Here is a 26,505-nt window from a genome sequence, read left to right as displayed (position 1 = left end):
TATGCTACAATGTCTATGTAGTGGGCAGGCTGTCAATATAAGCGTCCAAATCTTTAACATCGAAAAGAACCCGTCCACCGATACGCTTCGGTTTGATCGGGAATACAATCTTTGCCTTTAGTCCTATTCTGTTTCTGATTGTCTTAGGGGCAATCCCGATATATCGGGCAGTTTCATCGACTGACAACATTCTCGGCATGATTTCTTTCTTTACTTTTTCTTGTCTCATACTCCTCTCCTTGAGAACTGTTTGCTCTCCTTTCCGCCCGGTCTTATCGCACAACATGGCGCGTCCTTGGCGTTCTGATTGTTTTTTGTTAATACCCTGGCTTCTATTATTCCGGTTAATCTTCCCTTTTAAGCATGGGCTCGAACCCCATTACTTTTTTATACTCTGATACCATCATTTCCTGTAATACTTCTTCATACTGTTCAGCGACTATCACACTGTCATATAGCGATAATCCTAATATCCCTCTTTCCATCAAACCCATCAAAATTGCGTTCATTATATGGCTGTCAATGTTCTGTAGTTTTACGCCATAATCAGAACATATAAACTCTGCGATGGGCTGATGTGCTTCTTTAAACCTATCGACCATCCAGTTCAGAGGGTGTTCTAAATCAGGAAATGGAATTCTGCTGTCTATTAATTCATCTCTGATAGCGGACTTTGCTTCTGCTTCATTTTTCGCATTGATAATAACCAGGGAAGCGCACTTAAATGCCTTACGATATTTTTCTCCACCGCAAACAATATATGGGTCTTCCGTGTAATCAATTCCGTTCAGATGATACAGCATCCTGATATGATATGCCGAATAATCAATTTCAACTGTTGGCTCGTTATTGATGAAAATACCCTTCCGCATATGTTTCGGTAGCCTCTGATATGTCGCTCCAAAGGCTCTGCCTCCCTTTTCAAATGATTTCCTGTTGAACACTCGATAAAGTATTTCCTGATTTAAACTGAACTGTAATCGCTTAATTCCGATGTCGTTTAATTGAAATTCTTCATTCAGTATGTCATCATTATTACTTCTTGCCATGGTCATTTCTCGATATTTTTGAGATAAAAACCAGACAAAATCCCATATCCAATGAAAAGATTTTAATCGATGTAAATCCTTATCAGTAGTGTCATTACAAGGAAACATACAGGTAATGGGTAAAGTCTTATTTATGGTATTTAATATAGTGATTGGTTTACTGATATAGTTATCGGTATACAGTTCTTTTATATTTCTATTTCTGAATATTTCAGATAGACTGTTTCTTATTCCTTTCTGATTATATTCTACAAATTCTACTGTATTTCTTTTTTTCAGAATTCTTTTATATAAATCGAACAGAAAGCCGTAAGTGATAACTTGTTCTTCTGTTATCGAAACATTGATATGATGCTTTTTAACAAATGCTCTGTACTTCTCCAGGTCTTCACGCATTTGTTTTGTATGTTTACTGTCTAGATATTTAACTTCAACTTTTTTTGTCTTAATCTTTTTTGATTTGTTCTTTGTATTAACTTTTACTTCTTTATTTAATATGATTAATTCTTCAGGCTCAGGCTTATTGAAAAAGGAAGGGGCAATCATTTGGTATTCTATAAATAACTTTATCAGTTTATGTGTAGCCCACATCCGTGTTTGAAAGCCCGAACTTTTATCCTCATATCGCGACCTTCCTATTTTTTGCTCAATATATTCCAAGAACTCTATGCTATCGATGACAGGAATAAGCGTATCAAATCTGAAAAACAATTGACCGTATCTCGCGTCGTGGACATAATCGCTTCTGCTTCGTGAATACCTTACAGGCATGCCCATTAAATTGGCAATCCAGAGATTTATCAAAACCATTTTCAAAGATTGTTTCGCCCTGTCCGGTGATTTGAATTTTTTGACTAATGTTTCTTCAATTTCTTCAAATATATTATTTGTCAGTGTCCTGAGATTTTTATCTTTTGAATTAAAAACATCGAGTTCCATAGCGTTTGTCAGCCATTCGCCCTGATTGTGAAATGCCTTTGCTTCATCTGTCCATGTGAAGTTGCCGTCCTTAAAATCTAAATCGCTGTGTACTGGATACCTTGGAATAAACATATTTAATTCATCATCCTCCGTTGTTTTTTAGAACTCATTGTTTTCGAAAGTAATATCTGGTCTATTCTTCAGATATTCAAAATCCCCTTTAATTTTTTCTAATTTAGTTTCAATTTCTTCAGCCGTTAATCCGATTTTATCTTTGTACAATATAAATTTAATTAGCTTAACATCTAGTTCATCACTTCTGGCAGATGCTGTGAACCCTATTTTATCCCTGTATCTCGCAAGCCGGTATTCTATCGAAGCATATAAATTCTGAACGAAATCTCCCTTGCTCATATTTAGCTGTTTAGCTCTTTCTTTCAAATTCTGATGTACTTGTTCATCCATAATTACCTGAAATGGTTTATTGCTTGTGTCTTTTTTCATTTTTCATAATCCTTTCAATTTAATTGTCAAATATTCTCAACACTACGAATATAAGCATTAACTTGCGTTTGTCAATATAAACAAGTTATATTCTATTAACATAGTTATTATCATATCTATTGTGTATGGATAAAAGTAGGATTTCGGATATTTTGTGTAAATAATTAAAATAAAGGGTTATGCTTAATCAGGCAGGTTGAAGGACAATAAGTTTTTATGAAAATAAAAAATTTTATTATTTTCAGTAAATATCTTCTTCATCTTCAAATTGTTTCCGAAGCATTTCTATTTTTCTTTGTTCCTCGGCAATTTCTTCCGACATCACCCCAAAAAAAGCGATATCCTTCCAACTTGGGACATCACATCCATTTAATCCAATCCATTCGATTTCTGGTTCTAATGGTTCCTCGCTTGTATATTCTTCTTCCGGCACATCGTCCGTGAAGTCGTCTCTATCGTCGTAATCATCATAGAAATCATCGCTCATATTCATCCCCCTTTTTCAAAAGTTCAATTTCTGCTAATGTGTTTGCCTTACAGCCTTCACAAATAGAATGTGTAATAATTTCGTCCGTATTATTTGAGCCAGGAAATTCTTTTTCCCCGATATCCTTGCCACACCAAGCGCAAACTATCCTGTAAATCATCTTGTCCTCCGAATAAAAAAAAGGGCGTCAAAAGCCCATACGAGCCATTAAAACGCCCCTTTTCCTTTATTGATAGAATGTATATAGATTTAGATAGAACTTGTCTTACAATGCCTCACAATGCGTTCTATGCCACCTTTTGAGAAGTACTTTCTTCTCCGTTTAGATTATTGTGTATGATGAGATTGAGCACCTTTTCCGTATCAGATAGAACTTTCAGACAGGCAGAATGAGCCCCCATTTTCAATTGCTCTGCGTATTTGTGAATATACCGATAACTATTGCCAATCGTGTCCTCGATTGTTTTTCCAACCATCAACGCCAAAGCAGAAGCGGACAGTTCAGCGACTATTTCTTGCAACGGGTCTTGTCCGTGCTTAAGACTACCAAGGACTATATGGTGTCCGGCATGCGCCAATTCATGGAAAAATACGCACTCCTGGCTTGTCGCCAGTGCTATTTCCTTTCGACCCGCTGAATAATATCCGTAATATTTGTAATTGCCAGGAACTGCCTTTATAGATATGCCCCATTCGTAAGCCCTGTCCATCAGCGGTAAATCAGGCAGTTCAATGTTTTCGTATTCTAATGCTTCCCCATCTGTGTCTTCAGCCCTGAAAACAGGGGAAACACCGAACCCTAATAGTTTGTAATTTTTCTCTCCCAGGTCATCCTCTATGCTTCTGATAAATGGAACTAAAATATAGATAGCCTTTGTTCCCTTCTTCACATAGCGATTGGCAGAATTCCATTGACGAATACCCCGTGCATCCATCGAGCCTGAAATGAATACCAGGGTGCGGTTAAGCAGGCTCCAGCTTGAGCAAGGCAAATTAGGAATTGGAAACATAGAATAGGCAATGGCTTGTGGAATATCACCGCTTTCAAAACGCTCTAAAATCTTGTCTAGTGTTTCTTTTACTTTTGATTTCATAATTTCACTCCTTTCTTTCTAATATCCGCATTGACTGCAAGTTATTGTCAGGTGTTTGCCGTTGCGGATTGTGATGTCATTTCCAAGATATGTTCCGTAGGTAAAATGGTGTCCACAATCCAGCCTGTATTTTTTACCTTTCAGAACCTCTTCTAGTATTTGTCTTAGTTCGTCTGGCTCCTTGTAATGCTGTTTCTTCTCTTTCGTCATTTGAACCTCCTTAAACGCAAAAAGGGCAATCACCGGCGATAAAACCGGCAACTGCCCTCTTCGTTTGGTTAATAGTTTATATATCTACTTCCAGCAGGTTAATCTATAATGCTTTTGCTTATGATACCCCCCCCGATAAATAATTTTATATGTGTCTATTACCTCCTCTGTCAGTATGTCCCGCATACCCACAATTTGAAGTCAGCAAATAAGATGACCACGGTGAAAGAAGATAAAAAAATACAATAAGAAAGAATTATTCCGCTTTAACAAAAAGGATTTCGCCATTTTGACGACATTGTGGATATAGCACTGGCAGAGCCTGGCGGGATACTTGCGCTGATTACATAATCTGAATTATCGGATGGCAAACGGGGCGGAAGAAAAGAGTTTTATCGGAAGTGTAGATACTATGGCTTGTTATTGATTTGATAAAGAAAGACTTTGCTGTCGGATAATTGAGGTCTGATTATGTAAGAAAAAAAGCAAGTATCATGACAGGTGGGTAAATGGCACGTCATGTAAGACCTATGATTGTGTGCTTATGTATCGAGAGATGATTTGTTTGATTGGGTATGATGGAACGAGCACTCGGCGCATTTTGATTTGTCTCTACAACCTTGACAGACTTTTTTGTTGTCTAGAATGAAGGGCATATGTTCAAACACTTTTTCAATTGCCTTGGTCATCGGAATATTAAGCGCCCACGCAATGCGACGCAAAGTACAGGATGCTTGACGGGAAAGTTCCGGCGTATATGCCATATTGATTTTACCTCCTTTCAAATAAAAGATTAGAACCTGAACGGTTCATCACCATAGATATGTTTGTTTATGAATTGTGTTTCAATGCTATTGTCAGATAATGCCTCATTTATTTTGGTTTTTATTCGACACTAAACTGCATAACCAAATAATAATAACTACTACAAGTCCGACAATGCCACAGAAAATAGCAAAAATCACATCGGTAATAAAAATTATCGCAATTCCAGCAAAATAGATTAATGTAAATATTCCAACGAACAACTTTATTATTAAATCTGCCATGATACACCTCCTTTATATTTTATTTATTGTTTTGAAAATCAGGAATAAGGGTTTAGCAAAGAATTACACGGGCAAAGAATACAAACACGGAAAGCATTCGGAAGATTACCAAGGAAGATGATTGAGGTGGGAATTTTCACCGGCGGGCTAAGACTATCAACTTGTTGTTAAAGGCTCTAAGCATAACAACAGTGGTATAAGAGAAGAGAAACTACTTTAACAGAATATAGATTGGATAATGTAGAAGTCGACGTTGTTTTAACGGTATTGCGATGCTGTTTCCGATGTTTATTACGGCTTTTTCTTTTATGCTGAAAAACAACGGAATGGGGTGTGAGACGGGATACTGGCAATGCCTATATGGTACTGTAATTACAATATTATTATATCATTACTAAATTTTATGACACTCAGTGTCTTTAAGTGTAATTACGGTGTCCTGGGTGCCTGACACACACACTTTTTCTTTTGTTGATTAGGAATGCTTTTCATGAACATAATCGGCAGTATATTAAAGAAATGACCATTATGAGATTTTTTGAATAAAACACTCTTAGAAATATCTGAGGTGCTGGCAAAGTTCAGTTGCAAGTGTTGGTCAGGGTACCTACAAATATTTAATGATAGATACTTATAAGAATTAAAGATTATAGGTTGAAAAATAATAACGAAAAATTTATCAGATGTGGCAGCGCACCGGTGAAATAATGTTGTTATGTGAATAAGTCTATATCTTACCTGACTGTCCTAAAGCTGTACTGCACTTTCTGCAAAGCACCTACATTTTTCTCGAAAGCAAGACGAGCTTTTTCGGTTGAACATCCGAACCCACTGAAAGAAAAAGAAAACTGCCGTTTTGAAGACAGGGAATAGATCATCCGCGTATGATAACAGACGTTCTCGTGGCTTACCCAAATGTATTCAATCATAGAAGCAGGGAGATCTTTGCCAAGGATTGTTTTAGTATTCACAAGTACCCGAAAATCCTTCAGTGAGGCAAGATTTGGATATAGTTTTAACCAAGTCTGCAAATCCCATTCGTGCATAATGAACTGCCGCTTTTGTTTGGCGGACGATCTCGCTAAGGTAGGCATCAGTTTTTTGTCTATTAATGTGCTCTCAATAATGCTACCAAATTCTTTATTACCAACAAAAAGAGTTGCGATTTCGCCATTCGGTGCTTTGATTGGTTGCTGTTTCCATGAGTTAGGAATGGCTATGCTATAGCCCTCTCCAATAAAGTCTTTGGTTTCTTGTCCGAAAGCGTTTGATATTAAACTCAATATGAGAAAAAGAAAGACATATGTTTTCATAGCACCCCCCATTTCTTTTTTTAATACAAAATAACCTCTCAACTCCTTATCAATTTTTATTCATCTGTAGACAAATAACGGAAAAGCTGGGCGACGCGGCGGTTTTGCATCCGCACGAGCGCTGGGTTAGCAAAAAATTTATTTTGGCATATACTACTTCAGTATTTTGGTTAAAATAACTGTGAGAATAGCACCAACAATTGTACCAATGATACCAAAAGCACTTGCAACTATAGCTGTCTTGTTTTGCGATTTTACAAGATTTTTACTGAGTTTGTGTTGTTCAATTTTTTCTCGTCTTCGCCATTCGTTTTGGACGACTATAGCCCCTGGGTTATCTGGTTGATATTTTAATTGCAACTCTGCCAATTCAATATCAGACATGCTTTCAATTATTTCTTGAGATGGTATGTCATAATATGAACGTGAACGAAAATCTTGTTCTTCTTGCCCGTTTTTCAATGTGGTCATTTTTCACTTCCTAACCCACAAGGGTAAGCGGTGCGCTGTTTAGCATCCGTCTTCACCCGCTGGTTATAGTTTTTTTTATCAATTGTTCTTTATAAATACCAGAGAGGGAGGCGCCACACAGTAGAGCAAATAGTCAGTTTGATATTGTGTGACCTCCTTTCAGAAGCCATTTGAATTTTCCAAATAAAGCGGGTTCATTGGTGGAGTGATGAGTGACGAGCCCAACAATTCCAGCATTATATATTAACCGGTTTATTTTTCCGTTCAAATGAACGCCTCCCCATCAGTAGGTAAGCTATAAGCTTACGCATAACAAACCTCCTTTCTTGCCACGTTACGAATGGCAAAAGGGTGATGGGGAAGCTTGAGCGCCTCCCTTTCTGGCATCTATAAATATTATTTACTATAACAATAAATACACGTAATACATTTTACTATATGTTTGGTATAAAATCTGTATAAAAAGTTATTAATTTATAAAGGAATTTAGTGTTTTTGTCAAAATTTTAGTAAAATATTCTTCAATTACTTATTATTATCTGGTAACACGTATTCCGTATAATACAGAATTTTGTACAATCGGTTTCATTTGTGTTAATTACTAAATGTAGTCTTGAAGAACGAAGGCATATGTAAGGATGCTTCTTACGGAAAGTACACATATTGCAAAAAGTATTCACTGTCCAGACTTTGTATAATAATTGTAATACTATTATCTTTAATCTGTTATCATACCACTATCCCGTCTTTCCCTATTATCTCCAATCATCTCACCTTTATTAATACAATTCCTTCCCTGCTATACTGCCTTTTATCGTATTTTCTTTGTGCTTTATTACTATTTTGAAAAGAGATAGGGGAGAGTAGGACAAAAAGCAAGTTATATGCTAAGGCAGGATATCGGAATACTATCATGACATTATTGTTATTGTACTTTTACAGTGCCCAAGGGTGGAAATTACACTCACACACGGAGTTTGCTTTGCCATTATGACACTTTTTTGCGTTTTGTGTAATTATACAATGTGCCGGGTATCTTCGTTTTACAAGTTAGCGGTGTAATGATTTTTTGGCCAGACAAAAATCAGCTTCCGAATTCACATTGATGCCACCCTTGTTTTTTCCTGTTGAAACAAATTTCCAAATTTTGGAAATTTGAAAATATACTTTTACGCTGCCATCTTGGGAGGGGGCTCCAAACGTTTCTTAGCAGCTTCAATAAAAACCTCATGCTCTTTTAACTTATTTTGAAGGTCTTCAATGTCTCGTTTAATTGCCTCTGCTTTATCTTCAGCAGTTTTCTTGAATTCCTCAACTTTTTGAAGTTCCAATTTTGGAAGTTCATCTATGGATGGCATTTCATCGTCTGTTTGTTCTATCTTTTGAATTATAGGCTTTCCTTTTATCTTTGCTATTTTTTTCAGCAAATCACCTATCCGCATTCCATCCTTAGCAGTGGCTATTTCCTTTATCAACCCTAATTTGGCAGTGCGATATTCAGCATTCTTGTTTAAGTATGTCAGATAGATTTTCTGGCTGAGGTTCAATTTCTCGTAATCTGCATCATTCTCAAAATCTTTGTCATCAACAGCCAGATTTAACGCATTGTAAAACCATGACCTCGAAGGAGCATCGCTCGTTTTTTCCAACTTATCATACATCGCATTCAATGATTTCCCTTTGTGGTTCTTACCCGCACGAGCATTGTCATAATTATTGTCGTAGAATTTTTCAATAAGATATCGACCTACAGCGATACTGTTTGTATGATTTGCCTTAATAAATTCGATAACCTTTTCGGTTGCTTCTTTCACCAACGCCTCATCTACTGTTTCTTCTTTGGTATCGAAGGTTTCACATCCAGTTAATTCGGATATTGCCAATGCTATTTTGTTGCCTGATTTGGCTATATTCTTTCCATCTCTAATACCTTCTTTCCCAAATTCGAGTTGTACCGATTTAACAGCGGAGAAATCGCCGCCAGTTTGTTTGAAATACTGGTTCATCTTTTCTGGTGATACACCCCGATAGTCGCTTGATTTATGGGCTGGTTCGGCAGAAAGTCCATTATCACTCAAAAACTTAGCGAGGTCTAAGGCTTGCTCTTTCGGCATAGAATAACTTGCTTCATCGGGCTGACCATAACCAATAAGGCATTTGACTTCTGGTTTTTTTAATTTATTGACTTCTTTTTTCAGATTGTCATCATCAATGCCGTGAAGCCAGAAAACATATGTTTTTCCAGGGTCAGCGATATTGTCTTTTATCATTTTGATGAAGGTAGGATGTTTTTCTGCGTCGGTCTTTGAATTTAAATCCGCTATCCTTTCTTCAATATTACTCTCCTGAATTTTCTTTGTTTTTTCGTCCTCAATGGGTCTTTTGAAAGCCTCATTGATTATGGCGTGGCATCCAAGCTTTTTCCTGACCGCTCTCGCTAATTTTCCAGCGTTGTCATCATCCCCATCTACGCCGTGCGGAGCAATGAGAATAATGTTTGGATTTTTGTCGCCCTTAAGCACTTCAATATCTTTTTCTTTTAATTTCTTTTTTTGTTGTGGCATAACACCTCGCTGTATAAAAGTAATAAGTTAATTAGACAGATATCGCCGAAATACTTAACACATAATTACTACAACATATTGTGTTTGATATGATATATTATAGCAATATGTTGTAGTTAAAATGCTATTATGACTTCTTAAAATGCATGGTGGTGCTGTGATGAAATAAGACAAACGATTTGTCTATGTTGATAAAATAATGGATAATTATCGTATGTCTTTATTTTTATCGGCAAGTTCTGGCAAGACTTTAATACTTTTTTAAGGAATAAATAAAAATGTCTTTTCTGTGTAGTCTTAGTTATCGATTGTTAGATGTATTAGGTTTTTTCTCAGGCTGTTCGGATATAGTCTCTTCCTCCTTAGCCTCACACGTAATCTCATAAGCAATAAAAAGTGCCACTCCAGCAAGAACGAGCCACCATAAATTGATTACTACCCACAGCATGCCTACGAGCACCACGAATGCGCCTACAGCTAACAATATAAACTTAATAAATTTCATGTATGCCTCCTAATTGTTTTAATTTTAACTAAATCATAAAAACGAATATCGAATAGCCTAAATGTATGAAAGTATGTTTCAGACTAATACATTTTCATAATTTCTTCTTTTTACTAAAGTCATGTTCTTTCCTTCCGATAATGAAATAAGTAAATATGACATGGAAAGCAGATAGCATTAAAAGAGAACACCAATAGACATCAATTATTTATTATAGAGGGGTACAAAGAATGAAAAAGGAATTCAAAAATCCTGAAATGAGTGATGGAGGTGAAAACTGGAATGTCGTTACAGGTTGCGACAAATACAGCGACGGATGTCAGAATTGCTATGCAGAAGATTTAGTTGAATGGCTTAAAGGAATGGGACAGCAGGTGTATAAGGATAATGGCTTTAACTTAACAATACATTATGATAGATTGTACACGCCGATAAACAAGATGGCAAAAAAACCTAAAAAACCAGTAAAAAGTTTTGTTACAGATATGGGAGACCTCTTTCATAAGAAAGTGCCAGACGATTTTATTTTCAAGGTATTTGAAACGATGCTAAAGGTTCCGCAACATCGCTTCTATGTACTTACCAAAAGAGCCGAACGTCTTGGTGAGCTTGGTCCTCTTTTGCCTTGGAAACCTTGGATTTGGGCGGGAGTAACGGTTGAGGCAGATAAATATATTGATAGAATAGACCATCTAAAAAAACTTCCATCAGATGTTAACAAATTTTTAATGCTTGAACCACTTTTAAGTCCAATGCCAAAACTGGATTTGAAAGGAATTGATTGGGTTGTTGTCGGTGGCGAAACCAACAGCAAAATGAAATTCAGAGAAATTAAAGAAGAGTGGGTTGTAGATATAAGAGAACAAGTTAAAAAAGCAGGACTTCCTTTTATGTTTAAACATTGGCCAGGTAAAACGCATAATATAAAGGAAGCATTTTTAGAAGGAATGATATGGGACGAATATCCTGAGACATTGACACAAAATATCGATTGGGATTTATACAAGAAAACAGTCCAATAAATGATGCCTAAAATAATATTATTAATATATTTAATATGTTAGCATACAAGTACCCCGTCTTTTACAGGCACCCATACTATGCCAATTTATTAATTTTTGAGTGTCTTACGAATTGTTGATTAAATTTGAAAATAAAGTGGAAAGAAGCGGATATGGATAATTAAAGCAGGATTTCGGTATTATGGTATGATAATATACTGTTATTATTATATTGTTATATTATCGATATCGGGTTAAGATAGGAAACAGCGGGGTTCAGCTTTAACTGTCCCCGCCATCTTGTTCGAGACAAAGATTAAAATAGAAAATAATTGCTTTGCTAAAAAATATGATTTTTTGGTCAACACTTGGTCAACACATTGCAGAAAATAGCCTTCTGTTTCCCCTAACGGCCCTTTGCTTCCTGATTAATATAAGTATCTACAATCAAAAGACAATCCATCTTACCCGGCATATCCCTATGACCCTCTAAAATGCTCTTACTTTACATTGAGGGGGTAGTGTCCCACGGGCGTGCGGGTTCAAATCCCGCCTTCGGCACCATCTATAATAAGAAGAGGGTTAACCCAAAACTGGGTTAGCCCTCTTTTGGTTTTCAAGGTCTTGATCATGCAATTATTTTTATATCTCAACCTGATCGAAACCTTTGGCAAGAAGAAGAAAGCATAAGAGATGTTTTTATAGCTTAAGCAATTGTCATAAATCTGTTCCGATTGGGTATGGGTACTTACGCTATAATAAAAAATTCTGGAAAAAAATGGAAAATATTGATAAACCGTTTTTTTCCTATTGACATTTCCGTTGCAATTTAGATATGTTCTATAAAAAATTGTATTTGAGGATGTTCGGCGCACGGAATACGGTTTGAATCCGTAACGGTCCCGCCGCTGTAACCCTGCCGCTGCATTAGCGGAACCCTTTTAGCATTGCTATGCCACTGTTTTGACAGACCGGAGAGGTTTATCATGATGGGAAGGCGGCTTCAAGGGCGGGGGAGTCAGAAGACGAGCTGAATATCTTATGATCCAAAGAGCTTGATGGCAAAGGGTTCTGGTAGGCAATATCGCCTGTCGGAGCCCTTTTTTTATTTCCGGCGGGGTAAATTCATTGTATAAAGGTGAGGATATGAAGACCCAGATTGAAAAAGCAAGAGAAGGAATTATTACTGAAGAAATTAAAAAGGTTGCATTGAATGAAGGTTTGTCCGATGAAATCGTAAGACAAAGAGTGGCTTTGGGAGAAATAGTAATTTCAAGCCACCCGAAACGTAAAGATCAGAAAATAGTAGGAATAGGCAAAGGCTTGAGAACAAAGGTCAACGCTTCAATCGGAACATCTTCGGACATATGTGATATTGATGCTGAAGTCAGAAAGGCTATGGCAGCAGGGGAAGAAGGCGCTGATACGCTTATGGAGCTTTCTGCAGGAGGAGATCTTGATGCAATCCGCCGGGCCGTGCTTGCAAATACTGCTTTGCCGGTTGGAAATGTGCCCTTGTATCAGGCATTCAAGGAAACCACGGCAAAATATGCAAATCCGGGAAAACTTGATCCCGAATACCTGTTTGACCTTATAGAAAAACAGCTTGATGACGGAATCAGTTTTATGGCTATCCATTGCGGTATAAACCGGTATACCATAGAACGCTTAAGAAAACAGGGTTACCGTTACGGGGGTCTTGTTTCAAAGGGTGGGACGTACATGGTTGCATGGATGGATATAAACAAAAAGGAAAACCCGTTATACGAGCAATTTGATCGCGTCTGCGCTTTGATGAAAAAATATGACGCAGTACTTTCTCTTGGAAACGGCATCAGAGCCGGAGCCATTCACGACAGCCATGACAGGGCGCAGATGGCGGAAATGATCATAAACTGCGAACTCGCCGAGTTGGGGCGTGAAATGGGATGCCAGATGATGGTGGAAGGTCCCGGGCATGTGCCCCTGGATGAAATCGAAGGAAACATAATGCTGGAAAAGAGAATGAGCGGAAATGCACCTTACTATGTTTTAGGACCTCTTCCATTGGATACAGGTGCAGGATATGATCATATCGTATCAGCTATCGGAGCCGCCAATTCAGCCCGTTTCGGTGCTGATCTGGTATGCTACATCACACCTGCCGAACACCTTGCGCTTCCCAATGAACAAGATGTGCGGGAAGGTGTCAGGGCAACACGGCTTGCTGTTCGTATCGGCGATATATCCAAATATCCCGACAGGCGCGAAAGAGAAAAAGAAGCCGCGATGGCCAGACGTGATATGCGCTGGGATGATCTTGAAAAATTGCTTATGTTTCCCGATAAGGCAAGAGAGGTCCGTCAGAGCAGAGCGCCTGAAAATACACAAACCTGCTCCATGTGCGGAGATTTCTGCGCCATGAAAAAGGGTATGGAAGTTTTTTCAGGTGATATCGGCGGCGATAAGATTTCATGCGCAGGAAAATAATTTTGGAATAATATACAAATTAGTTTAACATTGTATGATGGTTAGAGGATTCAAGCAAGATTCTTAATAAACACTTGAACCCTGGAGTCCTTGAACCCTTGAACCCTTTTTCGAAACAACCAAAAGGCATAATGCTATGGACAAACTCGATAAAACAATAAACGCTATTTTTCCTCCGGACGCACCATTTTACGAAACTGCTCTTGAGCGCCTGGCTCAACAGGCCCGTCCGGCAGGAAGTCTTGGTGTTCTGGAAAATTTATCGGCAAGGCTTGCAGGCATTGCAAAGACAATTGATGTAAGATTGAAAAGAAAAGTAATAGTTACATGTGCCGGAGATCATGGAGTTGTGGCGGAAGGTGTTAGCCTTTTTCCTCAGGAAGTTACACCTCAGATGGTGTATAATTTTGTTAACGGAGGCGCTTCAATCAATGTTTTGGCCCGTCATGCCGGCGCAGAGGTAAAGGTTGCTGATCTTGGAGTTAACCATGATTTTGAGAGTGACCTTCCCATTTTTCATAAAAAAATCCGAAAAGGCACATCGAACATAGCTGTTGGCCCTGCAATGTCAAGACAGGAGGCAGTTAGTTCCATTGAAGCCGGTATTGATATGGTAGATGAGCTTTTCAAAGAAGGCACTGTTGATATTCTGGGTACCGGCGATATGGGCATAGGAAATACCACTCCTTCTACTGCCGTTATTGCTGCTATTTCAGGTATTGATGTGGAAAAGCTTACAGGCCGGGGAACCGGAATTGATGATAAGGCTCTTAAAAACAAGATAGAAGTCATCAAAAGAGCAATAAAAGTAAACAAGCCTGATCCCAAAGACGCCATTGATATACTTTGTAAAGTGGGCGGTTTTGAAATCGGCGGTCTTGCCGGTCTTGTTCTTGGTGCTGCCGCCAGGGGCATACCTATAGTGTGTGACGGTTTAATATCAACAGCCGGAGCTTTGATTGCATGCAGTCTTGCTCCTTTGGCAAAAGAATATCTTTTTGCAAGCCACCGTTCTGTTGAGGCAGGGCATGGTTATATGCATGAAATCCTTGGCATAGAACCTTTGCTTGATTTAAAATTTCGTCTGGGTGAAGGAACCGGCGCTGCTGCTGCAATGGAATTACTCGATGCTTCAACCCGCATTCTGGCAGATATAAAGACCTTTGAAGAAGTTGCAATAAAAAATGCCCAGATATAAAAGTTCTGAAAAAAAGCCTGATTTGCCGTTTTTAAATGCCGACTTTGCTTATGAGGATTTTCAGTATCTTGAAGATCTGTCTACTGCCTACTGGTATTCCGAAATACTTTTTGCGGCAATAAAGCTTGGTCTGTTTGATTTTCTTGAAAAAGGAATTTCATCTCTTGATAATCTTGCCATGGCCGCATCGTGTGGCAAAGAAGAACTGCGACGCTTGCTAAAAGCCATGGAAAAGCTGGCGCTTGTATGTCATGATAAGAGCTTATGGTTTAACAGTCAGACAGCAAGTATGTTTCTTGTGCCAGGGAAACCTTCCTATATGGGAGATTATTTTCTGTATAGAAAATATATGCAGCCGCAGTGGCAGTCTCTTGTGAAAAAAGTTTCAGTTAATAAAGATTGTGAAAATATCGGAAACGATAATGAGATTATTTCCGAAGAAGATGAGTATGAATTAAGAAATCTTAATTATGTTATGACTGCCGATGTGTTGATACAGCAAAAAAGCAAGGAAATCGTAAGTCTTCTTAATCCTTATTCGTGGCGTCTGCCTCTTCTTGATATCGGAGGCGGCGCAGGTTCGCTGGGTCGCGCATTAATTAACTCAAAAATTAATGATAAAAAAAAGCAACCGGATGAATTTCCGGTTTCGGTGCTATTTGATTTGCCTGAAGTTATCAAAGCAGCAGGAAAACTTTATCCCGGTAAGGATAGTTGGCAGTATTTTGAAACCATGGAGGGAGATTTCAGGCTTCATGAATTAGACAGAGACAAGAAATTTGGCCTTATTGTGATGAGCAATTTTCTTCATGCTTATGGTCATAAAGAGGCTCATGAAGTATTCCAAAAAGCCGCAAGCCTTCTTGAAGCAGAAGGTATTATACTTATTCATGATTATTTTCCGGATCGGCGCGGACGCTCCCCACAAAAAGGGACATTATATGATCTTAATATGATGTTAAACACTTATAATGGAACCTGCCATGAAAGCTCAACCATAAAGGTTTGGCTTGAAGAAGCCGGTTTCTGCAATGTTAAGGTTATTGATCTTGGCACAGATACTTCAGTTATTTTAGCTGCACAAGATCAATTTCAATACAATTCGGCCATTGATATAAATGAGAAGACAAATCATAATGAATGGGTATATGCAGCTTTTGATGAAGGATTTAAAAACGCTGTTATTCTTCCTGCAGTAGAGATTGCAACAGGTTCATGGGTAAGACAAAAATGCAGGTTCGGATGCAGTGAATACGGGAAAAAACTGCAATGCCCGCCGTATAGTATCAACTATAGTGAAACGGAAGAAATGCTTAAATCTTATTCATGGTGCATGCTGGTGGAAGATATGCCGCCCGGAAATAAATTTCATAAAAAACTATTAAATCTTGAAAAAAGGCTTTTTCTGGCGGGATTCCATAAAGCTTTTTCATTCGGAGCAGGCCCTTGTACTGTTTGTAAAAAATGCCCCGAAGATAATATCTGCCGTCATCCTGATAAGGCCCGCCCTTCCATGGAAGCTTCCGGAATAGATGTATATGAAATTTGCAAAGCAGCAGGAATCCGTCTTAAACCGGTATCGGAAAAAGGGCGTTATGTAAAATATATCGGCCTTTTGCTTCTGGAGTAATTACAGTGAAAATACTATTCGTACAGGTTCCCACTTCACATCTTGGCGCAAAGGAACGTGTTTATCCTCTTGGCATTTCAAGACTGGCCGCCCTTGTGCCTTCCGGTTTTGATAAATCGGCCCTTGATATGAATCTGTATGCCGATCCCTGGCCCGAATTAAAAGAAAAACTTGAAAAAATACAGCCTGATATCGTTGCCTTGTCTTTCAGAAACATTGATCCTCTTGCAGGCCAGCAAACATCTTATCTTTCTTCTCTTAAAACTTCCGCCATACTTGCCCGTTTGATTGTGCCAGGTGCCGTTATCATTGCAGGCGGTCCTGCTTTCACACTTTTTGCAAAGCGCCTGATGGAAGAAATACCTGAGATCGATTTTGGTTTATGCGGTGAAGGTGAGCTTTCTTTTGCAAAAATATTGTCAGGCTTTCCTGATATTCAATCCGTACCTGGAATTGTCCGGCGAAACGGAATAGAAATCATACAAAACCCGAACGGGCCTTTTATATCAATGGATGAAATTCCTCATATTGATGCAAAAAGTTTTTGCCCCAATGATTATACAAAAGGCAATCTTTATGTTGCGGCCATGGGGATTGAAGGCAAACGTGGCTGCGACTTAAAATGCGGCTATTGCCTGTATCCGCGTTTAGGCGGGGTCAGGATGAGGCTGCGCAGTCCTGATATAATTGCAGATGAAATGGAAAGACTTAATAAGGAATTTGGAATAAATCTTTTTCATTTCACGGATCCTGTTTTAAACCGGCCGGCAGATCATTTTGAGGCCATCTGCAAAGAAGTTATTAAGCGAAACCTTGACGCGAGCTGGACCGGCTTTTTCAGAGAAGACACATTTACCGAATACAATGCAGATCTTGCGCAAAAAGCCGGACTTGTTGCCTGTTATTTTTCAGCAGATGCACTTACATCTCACGGTTTAACTCTTCTGGGAAAGGCGCTTACAAAAGATGATATACTTCGGGCATCAAAAATTACAGTAAAATACAATATCCTTGCAATGTGCCATTTTCTTGTAAACCTTCCTTTTGAGACAAAAGAGCATATTGAGGAAGCGGAAGAAATGATGGATGAGATTCTTGATATACATGCCGGTTGCGAAAATCTTGGAGCCGTGATTTTAAATACTATACGCTTATATCCCGGAGCAAGGCTGACAAACAAACTTATAGAAAGCGGTCTCCTTGATCCTGATATCGACCTTTTGTATCCTGTTTACCATAACCCTCAAAATACTTCCTATGTGCTTCATGAGCTTGAAGCAAAATGCCATGAGGCAGGTGTTTTATCGAGATTAAAGATTGATAAAAAAAAGGTATTGTTTTAATGAATATATGCGTTCTTGAGCATCCAAGAGTCCGTTCAAAAGAAAGATTTAACGATATTGCCAGCACTCCTTTGTGGTCATGTCTTATGGGGGGCTACGCTGCTTCCGGCTTAAGAAAAGCCGGACACGATGTGGTTTTAATGGATACTACCGTAACAGGGTGGGATTTTGAAAAAACAAGGCTGGAAATTCTAAAACTTTCTTTTGATATGCTTTGTGTGAATGCCGTATATTTCTGGGAAAACACAGGCCTGGTTTTTGATCTTTTGGCTAATCTCAAGAAAGACGGTTTTTGTGGCCATATTACCCTGTTCGGCTTTTTTCCAACGCTGGCGCATGCAGCCATTCTTGAAAATATTGCTTCCGTGGATTCTGTGGTAGTCTGTGAATGTGAAAATACTCTTACAGAACTTGCAGACTCACTTTCAAAAGATAAAAACCTTGCCGGTATAGCAGGGCTTTGTCTTAGGACTGAACACGGCATTACAATTTCAAAGCAACGCATCCCGGAACAGAATATAGATAAATTTTATTTTCCTGAAAGAACAAATACGGATGATCAGACCGTCCCTATACTTGCAAGCCGGGGATGCTACAATCACTGCGCCTTTTGTCTTGTGCCGTCGTTTTATAATGACGGAGCGTTGTGGAGAGGAAGATATCCGGAAAATATTTATCAGGAAATATCCGCACTTGCAGACAAAGGATGCAGAGATTTTTATTTTGTTGATCCTAATTTTATCGGTCCCGGAAAGAAAGGAAAAGAGCGCATTAATAAGCTGATGGAGCTTATCCGGCCTTTAAATATAAGTTTCGGTATGGAAACAAGGCCGAATGATCTTGACCCGAATATACTTGAAAGCCTGGTTTCTTCCGGGTTTAAGACGCTTCTTCTCGGCATTGAAAGCGGTTCAAGCTCTGTGCTGACAAACCTAAACAAGGGCGCATCCATCAATTCAGGCGAAAAGGCAATAAAATTATGCCGTGATGCAGGAATTGAACCTGAAGTAGGATTTCTTATGTTCGTGCCGGACAGCACTCTTGAGGACCTTAGACACAATTTTGAATTTCTGCAAAAAAATAATCTGCTTGATCGCCTGGAAAGAACAGCAAACCTGCTTTCGCATCGCCAGTTGGTGCTGATGGGGACATCGGGCTACCAGATGTTTGAAAAACAGGGCAGACTGAAAAAAGCAGGGGTGCTTGGTTTTGAAGGTGAAGTAGCTTATCAGGATATAAGGGTCAAATGGGTGTCCGATCTTATGGTTCATGCTTGCCTTTTTGTGCTGGAAAATATGGAGAGACCGGATTCTTCCATTTATTGGCGTTTATGCGAAAAAGAAGGCGCAAGAAATATCGAGCTTGTTAAAACAAACGATTATCTGGTAGAATTATTTAAACGTTTTCTTGCAGATGCAGCAAAAAGCACTTTGCTTGCGCCTGTTTCACAGATAAAAGATGTGATTGAAAAAGAAGTTCTTTCATGCATAATCCGTCAGGCATGAGTCAATAAAATAAACAGGCTCAATGGAATATATCAAAAGCCGGAGTAAATTTTTATGCGCAGGTTTATCGTAGGGGTAGGAGCAGGGCAAAACGCTGACAAAGAAGCTGTGAGAACTGCTGAAAAACCCGCCGAGGTTATAAATATAATAAGAGAGCTGAAGCTCATATAAAAATATTTAAATTGTTTTGGAGGTATGTTTGATCCGGATATCAATTCCAGGTTCTGAAGATTTAATATTAAAACATCTCGTTCTGGATTATAACGGCACCATTGCTTTTGACGGCATCTTATATGACAGTGTTAAAACGGTTTTGCCGGAATTATCCGATCTGATAAAAATTCATGTTCTAACTGCGGATACATTCGGAAACGTAAAGCAACAGATAAAAGATCTGCCCGTAAATCTTCATATACTTACTTCTGATCAACAGGATAAACAAAAGCTGGAATATGTTATAAAGCTTGGAAAAGAAAATTGCATCTGTATAGGAAACGGAAGAAATGATAAACTGATGTTAAAAGAAGCCGGTTTGGGTATAGCTGTAGCTCAGGAAGAAGGAGTATGCACTCAAACTGTTTTAGCAGCCGATATTATCTGCAAATCCGTAATATCAGCGCTTGAGCTTCTTTTGCATCCTAAAAGATTGATCGCAACTTTAAGAGTTTAGAGAAGAGCCGATTGGAAATGGACAAAAGCGAAATTCTATATGGAATTCATCCTGTATTTGAAGCCGTCAGGGCAGGCAGAAGAAAAGTATATGAAATCTATATTGCAAAGCAAAAAGATTCAACACTGTTAAGAAATATATCCAAACTTGCAGAACCGGCAAAAATCCCCTTAATATCCGTTAAACCCGACCATCTGACAAAAATTACAGGATCAGATTTCCAGCAGAATATCGCAGCTAAGGTAAGCGAATACCCCCTTATTGCGTTTGAGGATATTTTAAACAGCATAACACAGAAAAATTATGATTTTCTTTTATTGCTTGATACAGTGGTTGATCCCCAAAATCTCGGTGCTCTTGCAAGAACCGCTTTATGCGCAGGAGTATCCGGAATTGTAATCACAAAAGACAGATCCGCCTCCCCTACTCCGGCCGTATCCAAAGCATCAGCAGGTGCGCTTGAGCATATTTTTCTTTCAAAAGTTACAAATATGGTCAGCTCTATAAAAGAAATGAAGGACAGGGGCATCTGGGTTGTGGGAATGGATGCTATGGCGGATATGCCTGTTTTTAGCTGTGATCTGAAAGGCCCGATTGCTTTGGTAATAGGAAGCGAAGGCAAAGGCATCCGCCAGCTGGTTAAAGCAAATTGTGATTTTCTGGTCTCAATTCCACAGAAGGGCGAAGTCAGTTCGCTTAATGCTTCTGCCGCCGGAGCTGTGGCAATGTATGAAGTATTCAGACAGCGAAATTTTACAGGCCGTTTATCAAACAGCGAAATACGATAGCAGCTATTGAACTATGATTTAATGCAGTTATAAACCGGATTTTTACCCGGACATGTTGAGAAAATGACAGACTTGGGAGTTTTGTAAAAACCGTCAATCATTAATCTATCCTGTGAGATGATGTATCTGTCGTATCTTCATTTATCATCCGCTCCATAATCTGCTTATTTCGCATATTTGTGAATCTTTTTTGCGTACCGAAATCAAAAGCGAATGAAGTATAAGCTGCTATAAAGAGTGACATAAATATCGCTACTATCCAGGTTTTTAAAACTCTCCAGGCTAATAACGGAGAGGTTTTCCCAAAAAATTCTTTAAGTATCAAAACGTTATTTTTTTTTAGAATATAAACACATAAATACAGGACAATAGCATCAATAATATATAATATTGAGCACATTATGCATATAGCTTTGAGCACCACAAACGATATAATAGCTTCATAGGCACAAAACAAAGCCATAATAAATAGCATAAGCGATATATATGTATATGCTGCTTTTAAGGCCTTAATACGAAAAATATGGGCATTAAGCAAAAACAATAAAACAAACAGATGCGCAAAAAGACCCAGTGTAGCAACGGGTATACCCATAAATCGGGATGCATCGCTTTTGGCGACCTTATCACAGTCAAAAGTCTCATTTATTGCACAGAAACTTTTAGTGGTAGGTTGTATAATATTAATATAATGATGATGGTATGTAAGATACCCGGAATTGACAATACCTATAAGCAAAAGAGAGATAAATGCTGCGGCCCATTTTGTATTTATTGTCTGTTTTCTGCCGGTTTGAGAAACTGCTATAGTCATAAATATCTTTCACATTTCCTAATTTGAACTGTAGTCAATACAGTCAGCGCTATGAGTTTTACACATTATTTTGTAATCAGCTATGAATCTATTTCACACTTCAAAATCTATAGGTAATATCATAAATCAGTATTTCAAGCTGTTTTTCATAATGCCAGAACGAATTAAAACCAAAACACTGAAGCCCCAAATTAAACGAACTGAGAAACACCGTGTATATCAAAAGCCGGGTCAAACTGGTGGCAGATAAATGTTTGTTTGATTAGACGTTTTTATTAGATAAGAGTCCTTCGTTAAGCTGAGTTAGTTGTAGATACTGATACCATTCCTTTTATAAAATTAATATATAGTTATCTGCTATAATCGAACGAATTTAACTATTTCATGAGATATATAGCAGACTAAAGATAGAAACAAATTATAGATAATTACATTTTAATTTATTAACTGTGTTACTTATCAGATACCGGAAACATTATCAAGAAGTAATTTATCAGGAATTCCTGAAAATCCGGGAATTGGAAGTGACATTATTTTTTTATGTTGCTATTCGAAATTATAACATTTATAAGAAATAGAGAATATCATTGGTACCTTCCATTCTATTGATTGCAGTAATTCATTACTGTAACCATAGTTTTAATCTAATCGCAGATGAATAAAATGAATTTTAAAAACACCATATCTCCGCAAATAGAAAAAAACGGATTGGTATTAATTGCATTTGCGATGGTAATTTTATACTGGGTTATTGACTCTCTTGCATCCGGTCTTTTATTTACACGAATACTTATAGTAAGTTTTGTTATTATATACGGTTTTTTTACACAGACATTGATTAATACCCGTAAAGCAGCTCTTGAAGAAAAAGAAAAAAGTCAGCAGCAATTGATACAGTCAGAAAGCCTTGCGGCAATCGGCCAGCTTGTGGCAGGCATTGCGCATGAGTTAAATAATCCCCTCTCAAGTACGGCAAGCCTTATTCAAAGCGATATCGAACTAATTAATGAAATAAAAGATAAAAGAGATATTGATCATGAAATACTTGCTGACCTCAGATTTTCGCTCAGGGAGATGAACCGGGCCGAAACAATAGTTAAAAGCGTTTTAGGACTGTCCCGCCAGACTCAGACATATGCTGAAAATGTCAATATCAATAAAATACTTGATGATGCATTAAGAGTTCTGCACAATCAATACAGTTCAAGCAATATAGAAATTGTAAAAGATTTTGATGAAAATTTACCGGAAATTAACGGCAATTTTGCAAACCTTGGGCAGGTATTTATTAATGTAATAAAAAATGCCCTTCAGGCGCTGCCGGATGATAAAGGATTCATATACCTGAAAACACGATATAACAAAGAAACAAATTGTATCGAGATAGAGTGCCGTGATACCGGAGAAGGAATTCCAAATGAAATTATCAAAGATATATTCAAACCGTTTTTTACGACAAAGGATGTTGGTAAGGGATCGGGGTTAGGATTATACATATCCCACGAAATTATTAAAAAACATGGGGGCCTTATCTCCGTAAGCAGCAATAAAGGTAAAGGCTCAACCTTTGTAATAGCACTTCCGGCCAGAGGAGAAAGAAAAGATGATTAATATTTTGGTCGTTGATGATGAAGAGGGTATAAGAATCGCTTTGCAGAAAGTCCTGAAAAAAGATGGCTATGAAGTTTTTTTGGCAGAAAGCGGAGCAGAAGGAATTGATATTGTCAAAAAACAAATCAACGAAATAGAAACTGTAATATCGGATTTTAAAATGCCCGGATTAGACGGCCTGGAGACTCTTCAGCAAATCGGCAGAATAAATCCTGAGATTACCAGAATAATCCTAACCGGATATGCCACTCTGGAGCGGGCTATTGAAAGCGTTAATTCCGATATAGACGGGTTTCTGACAAAACCTTTTGACAATAATATACTCAAGATGAAAATCAAGGAATTCCACATAAAAAAAAGATTAAAACAATTTGTGCCATTTCAAGTGCTTGAAGAACTTCAGAAGTATGGCAACGGCTTAAACCCTCAAAACCGGAAAGTATCTGTTATTTTTACCGATATCAGGGATTTCTCCGGATTATCCAAAAGAATAAGCACGCTTGAGCTATCTGAGCTCTTAAATATGCATTATTTTCACCCTCTTGATAATATCATTTTCGAATATAACGGCACTCTTGATAAGCACATCGGAGACAGTATTATGGGAATATTCGGAGCGCCGATATCTCACGAAGATGACGCCTACAGAGCTGTTTCCTGCGCAATTAAGATGCGGGATAAAATGGCTGAAATAAATAATAAAATAAATAATAAAAATCTGAGAATACCTGTTGGCTACGGAATCAGCACCGGTGAAACTATGGTTGGAATTTTCGGATCGACCATCAGGAAAGAATATACCGCACTAGGGCAAACAGTAAATTTTGCTGCACACCTTGAACATACCGCCAAAGAGGATCAAATTCTTATCTGCCATGAAACATATCAAGCCGTTAAAGATTCATTTAAGTTTGAATTGATAGAAGGCTTGAATATTAAAAGCATGGAAGGGGAAGGTTCTATCTATAATGTTGTCGGCGTATTATAGACGTTCATAGTTAAAATTTATTATGCAAGGGTTGACATTCCTGTATTGGTGGCGTATTGATATTTATATACAATACGTCAATGTTTCAGGAGGTGATTATGAATACAAAATTGACACTGCGAATGGATGATAACTTAATTGAGTCAGCAAAAGAATACTCCGCAAAAACAGGTAAATCCGTTTCACGTATCGTTGCCGATTTATTTGAAATCATCAAAAATGAAAAACTAAAAAGGGAATATCCGCTCACGCCAACTGTAAGAACTCTCAAAGGTTCGCTTAAGGGAAAGCAAGTAGAGGAGAAAGAATATAAAAAATATTTAGAAGAAAAATATTTATGAAAACCCTATTTGACACTAACGTCATTCTGGATGTTCTTTTGGACAGAGAGCCGTTTTCCGACGATGCGTCTTTTTTGTTATCCAAAGTAGAAAATTCTGAAATTATAGGGTATATCTGCGCTACCACTATTACTACTATTCATTATCTTGCCGCCAAAGCACTTGGCGCTCAAGCTGCTTCCGGTCATATACGATCTCTCTCTCCCTTTTCGTCATAGCTCCTGTAAATCGTCTGGTGCTTGAAAATGCTGTAGCCTCAAAATTTAAAGATTTCGAAGATGCTGTCCTCCATGAAGCAGCTTGTCATGCCGGAGCTAAATATATTGTGACTAGAAATTTATCAGATTTTAAAGAATCGAAACTTCCGGTATTCGGCCCGGGAGAATTTATTAACTATATAGAATCATTAACAATTGATGGGTAAATAGACGCTTAACAATTCGAAAATCACATTTAAAGTGTTTGTTTAGTACTGAACAGCAAAATCATCGAAATACGTGGAATCGGCTGAGCTGCCTGTTGCGTGGAGTGCAATTCCTGAATAGTCAATTACACCACTGTCTGGAGTCAGCAGAGAGCCGTCTTCAATTATGGCCCTACCCTCTTTTGCATCACCGCCACTGCCTCCGAGCCTTAAAGCTGGCGCTTGCACACCGTCCCACTGCACAAGAGTCATATAGTCATTTTCAGCCTTCCAGTCACTAACATTGTCCACAGGCCAGTGAATTTCAGTGCGAAGGCTTCTTTTCCTGTTGTTATCCGTAGGAATATTAGGAATAATATCTGATGTGTCAGGATTAGTCGCGTTCGCATCTCCATAATAAGCTCTTATAAAATTCGACTTCCCTCCCAAAGTCCCGGATGCTTTGGCAAGAACTGTTCCGTTAACCTTCAGATTTTCACCGCTTGAAAATGTTCCACTGATATTTGTTAAAGTCAGAATTCCAATAACATTACTGCTTGCCCAGCTACCGGATGTTATGACAGGTGTCCCGCTAATCCGTGCACTTCCGTTGGGTCCAACAACGATTGCGCCACTCAACAAAGGAGAGGTGTTTGAAGTGCCTGCGGTAGTGAAATTAAGAGGATATGCTTCAATAAGACGAATCTGAAGATTGGACCATGGGATAAGATTCCCAGATTCGCCAACTATAAAATCAGTACTTGCAAGAAGTTTATAGGCAAGCCATGTAAAAGCATATACACCCGTATTAGTGTCAAGATATCTTTTCCACAGTACAATCGCTGGTTTCGAATATTGAACCTGATATAATATCGGCCAGGAACCTTCCCATATTGGCGGATCCATAAACACATTATCGGGCACTACCCCCGATGGGATACCATCTGCTTGCTCCCATGGTCCTAACACACCCAACTTTCTCTGCTTTGTCTTTAAGTATGATATCCCGTAAAATTCTCTATCATCCCCACTACCTGCAACTTTGAAAGTCAATCCTGCCATATAAAGCGGCTCACTATTACTGATCTTTACCTGCAAATCATAAGCGAGACAGTACCCGGCATTCTTCCAGGCTGAAGTGAGGTCTATGTTTACAGCACCGGAATCCGTATTTAATTGCAGAAAACCCCATGTCCCTGAACCAAAAGCAGAAGCTGAAGTTTTCACATGCAACGCATTGTCAGGGGAAACTTCATGTGTGCCTATCTGGGTGTCTTTATCCCAATTCGGAAGATTCGCATCATCAAATGTATCTAAAAGATGCCGTTTAACAGGACTATGAGGCGAACCAACAAAATTGATCTCAATTACCTTTTTCGCCTCAAACGGTGTATCCTTATTCACAATGCCTGTTGAGATGATTTTCCCATTATTTATATTTAGTCCCTTAATTGTAAAGTTCTTGCAAAAATGGCAAAAGAATTTATTGGCAAGCGGTTCTGAGTCTTGCCAGTTCAGGGATTACGAACATCTCCCTGATCATTAAACCGGTAACGATAACGGCCTTGCCCAACTTA

The 26,505-nt window shown here is 38.4% G+C and carries 27 protein-coding genes and 1 riboswitch; of the genes, 13 read left to right on the top strand and 14 right to left on the bottom strand.

All coding sequences use genetic code 11. The features are described 5' to 3' along the window. Positions 1–13: 13 nt before the first annotated feature. The 12 genes from VXK47_RS18200 to VXK47_RS18145 form a co-directional block, all read right to left on the bottom strand. Positions 14–229, bottom strand: coding sequence for a helix-turn-helix domain-containing protein (locus VXK47_RS18200; RefSeq protein WP_435550209.1), 216 nt, complete (start codon positions 227–229; stop codon positions 14–16). Between the two features lie 115 nt (positions 230–344). After that, on the bottom strand, positions 345–2,102 hold the full coding sequence (locus VXK47_RS18195) for a hypothetical protein (protein ID WP_435550208.1): 1,758 nt from the start codon (positions 2,100–2,102) through the stop codon (positions 345–347). A 27-nt stretch (positions 2,103–2,129) separates the two neighbouring features. Next, entirely contained in the window at positions 2,130–2,474 is a 345-nt protein-coding gene (locus VXK47_RS18190; protein WP_435550207.1) for a hypothetical protein, read from the bottom strand. Between the two features lie 241 nt (positions 2,475–2,715). Further along, positions 2,716–2,961, bottom strand: a complete 246-nt coding sequence (locus VXK47_RS18185) for a hypothetical protein (protein ID WP_435550206.1) — start codon at positions 2,959–2,961, stop codon at positions 2,716–2,718. Continuing rightward, on the bottom strand, positions 2,951–3,121 hold the full coding sequence (locus VXK47_RS18180) for a hypothetical protein (protein WP_435550205.1): 171 nt from the start codon (positions 3,119–3,121) through the stop codon (positions 2,951–2,953). Before VXK47_RS18180 ends, VXK47_RS18185 begins: the two co-directional genes overlap by 11 nt. 127 nt (positions 3,122–3,248) lie before the next feature. Further along, positions 3,249–4,055 (bottom strand): ArdC-like ssDNA-binding domain-containing protein, encoded by an 807-nt coding sequence (locus VXK47_RS18175; protein ID WP_435550204.1) that lies wholly within the window; start codon positions 4,053–4,055, stop codon positions 3,249–3,251. An 18-nt stretch (positions 4,056–4,073) separates the two neighbouring features. Beyond that, entirely contained in the window at positions 4,074–4,265 is a 192-nt protein-coding gene (locus VXK47_RS18170; RefSeq protein ID WP_435550203.1) for a hypothetical protein, read from the bottom strand. Positions 4,266–5,134: 869 nt separating this feature from the next. After that, positions 5,135–5,314 carry a hypothetical protein gene (locus VXK47_RS18165; RefSeq protein WP_435550202.1) on the bottom strand — a complete coding sequence of 60 codons (180 nt, stop codon included), beginning with the start codon at positions 5,312–5,314 and terminating at the stop codon, positions 5,135–5,137. 734 nt (positions 5,315–6,048) lie between these two features. Then, positions 6,049–6,627 (bottom strand): hypothetical protein, encoded by a 579-nt coding sequence (locus tag VXK47_RS18160; RefSeq protein WP_435550201.1) that lies wholly within the window; start codon positions 6,625–6,627, stop codon positions 6,049–6,051. 153 nt (positions 6,628–6,780) lie between these two features. After that, complete coding sequence (locus VXK47_RS18155; protein WP_435550200.1) at positions 6,781–7,098, bottom strand: hypothetical protein; 318 nt, start codon at positions 7,096–7,098, stop codon at positions 6,781–6,783. 1,169 nt (positions 7,099–8,267) lie between these two features. Continuing rightward, positions 8,268–9,662, bottom strand: a complete 1,395-nt coding sequence (locus VXK47_RS18150) for a hypothetical protein (RefSeq protein WP_435550199.1) — start codon at positions 9,660–9,662, stop codon at positions 8,268–8,270. 301 nt (positions 9,663–9,963) lie between these two features. After that, positions 9,964–10,167 carry a hypothetical protein gene (locus VXK47_RS18145; protein ID WP_435550198.1) on the bottom strand — a complete coding sequence of 68 codons (204 nt, stop codon included), beginning with the start codon at positions 10,165–10,167 and terminating at the stop codon, positions 9,964–9,966. Positions 10,168–10,397: 230 nt separating this feature from the next. On the opposite strand from VXK47_RS18145, the gene VXK47_RS18140 reads away from it, so the two are divergent. The 8 genes from VXK47_RS18140 (at position 10,398) to rlmB (ending at position 20,771) form a co-directional block, all read left to right on the top strand. After that, the gene (locus VXK47_RS18140; RefSeq protein ID WP_435550197.1) at positions 10,398–11,189 is read left to right on the top strand and encodes a DUF5131 family protein; all 792 of its coding nucleotides are present in this window, start codon (positions 10,398–10,400) and stop codon (positions 11,187–11,189) included. 829 nt (positions 11,190–12,018) lie between these two features. Then, positions 12,019–12,217, top strand: a riboswitch (cobalamin riboswitch). A 97-nt stretch (positions 12,218–12,314) separates the two neighbouring features. Next, on the top strand, positions 12,315–13,637 hold the full coding sequence (thiC, locus tag VXK47_RS18135) for a phosphomethylpyrimidine synthase ThiC (protein WP_435550196.1): 1,323 nt from the start codon (positions 12,315–12,317) through the stop codon (positions 13,635–13,637). A gap of 136 nt (positions 13,638–13,773) precedes the next feature. Continuing rightward, a complete protein-coding gene (gene cobT, locus VXK47_RS18130) occupies positions 13,774–14,835 on the top strand; it encodes a nicotinate-nucleotide--dimethylbenzimidazole phosphoribosyltransferase (protein ID WP_435550195.1) in 1,062 nt (353 codons plus the stop codon). After that, the gene (locus tag VXK47_RS18125; RefSeq protein WP_435550194.1) at positions 14,822–16,465 is read left to right on the top strand and encodes a DUF2284 domain-containing protein; all 1,644 of its coding nucleotides are present in this window, start codon (positions 14,822–14,824) and stop codon (positions 16,463–16,465) included. The genes cobT and VXK47_RS18125 overlap by 14 nt, the downstream gene beginning before the upstream one ends. A gap of 5 nt (positions 16,466–16,470) precedes the next feature. Continuing rightward, the gene (locus VXK47_RS18120; RefSeq protein ID WP_435550193.1) at positions 16,471–17,808 is read left to right on the top strand and encodes a radical SAM protein; all 1,338 of its coding nucleotides are present in this window, start codon (positions 16,471–16,473) and stop codon (positions 17,806–17,808) included. Then, complete coding sequence (locus tag VXK47_RS18115) at positions 17,808–19,313, top strand: B12-binding domain-containing radical SAM protein (protein ID WP_435550192.1); 1,506 nt, start codon at positions 17,808–17,810, stop codon at positions 19,311–19,313. The genes VXK47_RS18120 and VXK47_RS18115 overlap by 1 nt, the downstream gene beginning before the upstream one ends. A gap of 199 nt (positions 19,314–19,512) precedes the next feature. Further along, on the top strand, positions 19,513–19,983 hold the full coding sequence (locus VXK47_RS18110) for an HAD family hydrolase (RefSeq protein WP_435550191.1): 471 nt from the start codon (positions 19,513–19,515) through the stop codon (positions 19,981–19,983). Between the two features lie 17 nt (positions 19,984–20,000). Then, on the top strand, positions 20,001–20,771 hold the full coding sequence (gene rlmB, locus VXK47_RS18105; RefSeq protein WP_435550190.1) for a 23S rRNA (guanosine(2251)-2'-O)-methyltransferase RlmB: 771 nt from the start codon (positions 20,001–20,003) through the stop codon (positions 20,769–20,771). Positions 20,772–20,871: 100 nt separating this feature from the next. On the opposite strand, the gene VXK47_RS18100 is transcribed toward rlmB, so the two are convergent. After that, complete coding sequence (locus tag VXK47_RS18100; protein ID WP_435550189.1) at positions 20,872–21,585, bottom strand: vitamin K epoxide reductase family protein; 714 nt, start codon at positions 21,583–21,585, stop codon at positions 20,872–20,874. 663 nt (positions 21,586–22,248) lie between these two features. Between VXK47_RS18100 and VXK47_RS18095 the strand changes: the two genes are divergently transcribed. The 5 genes from VXK47_RS18095 to VXK47_RS18075 all read left to right on the top strand — a co-directional run bounded on the left by VXK47_RS18095 (position 22,249) and on the right by VXK47_RS18075 (position 24,949). Continuing rightward, a complete protein-coding gene (locus VXK47_RS18095; RefSeq protein WP_435550188.1) occupies positions 22,249–23,196 on the top strand; it encodes a sensor histidine kinase in 948 nt (315 codons plus the stop codon). Next, positions 23,189–24,184, top strand: coding sequence for an adenylate/guanylate cyclase domain-containing protein (locus tag VXK47_RS18090; RefSeq protein ID WP_435550187.1), 996 nt, complete (start codon positions 23,189–23,191; stop codon positions 24,182–24,184). The genes VXK47_RS18095 and VXK47_RS18090 overlap by 8 nt, the downstream gene beginning before the upstream one ends. A gap of 98 nt (positions 24,185–24,282) precedes the next feature. Then, positions 24,283–24,525: a DUF6364 family protein gene (locus VXK47_RS18085; protein ID WP_435550186.1), complete on the top strand. Its 243-nt coding sequence runs from the start codon at positions 24,283–24,285 to the stop codon at positions 24,523–24,525. Continuing rightward, positions 24,522–24,743: a PIN domain-containing protein gene (locus VXK47_RS18080; protein ID WP_435550185.1), complete on the top strand. Its 222-nt coding sequence runs from the start codon at positions 24,522–24,524 to the stop codon at positions 24,741–24,743. The genes VXK47_RS18085 and VXK47_RS18080 overlap by 4 nt, the downstream gene beginning before the upstream one ends. A 17-nt stretch (positions 24,744–24,760) precedes the next feature. Then, a complete protein-coding gene (locus VXK47_RS18075; protein WP_435550184.1) occupies positions 24,761–24,949 on the top strand; it encodes a PIN domain-containing protein in 189 nt (62 codons plus the stop codon). A gap of 42 nt (positions 24,950–24,991) precedes the next feature. Here the strand turns inward: VXK47_RS18075 and VXK47_RS18070 are convergent, their stop codons facing one another. Further along, complete coding sequence (locus VXK47_RS18070) at positions 24,992–26,332, bottom strand: hypothetical protein (protein WP_435550183.1); 1,341 nt, start codon at positions 26,330–26,332, stop codon at positions 24,992–24,994. Between the last annotated feature and the right edge of the window lie 173 nt (positions 26,333–26,505).

The organism is Desulfobacterium sp. N47 (assembly GCF_051233685.1).
GTDB lineage: Bacteria > Desulfobacterota > Desulfobacteria > Desulfobacterales > RPRI01 > RPRI01.
This window is presented reverse-complemented; position numbering and strand designations above follow the sequence as displayed.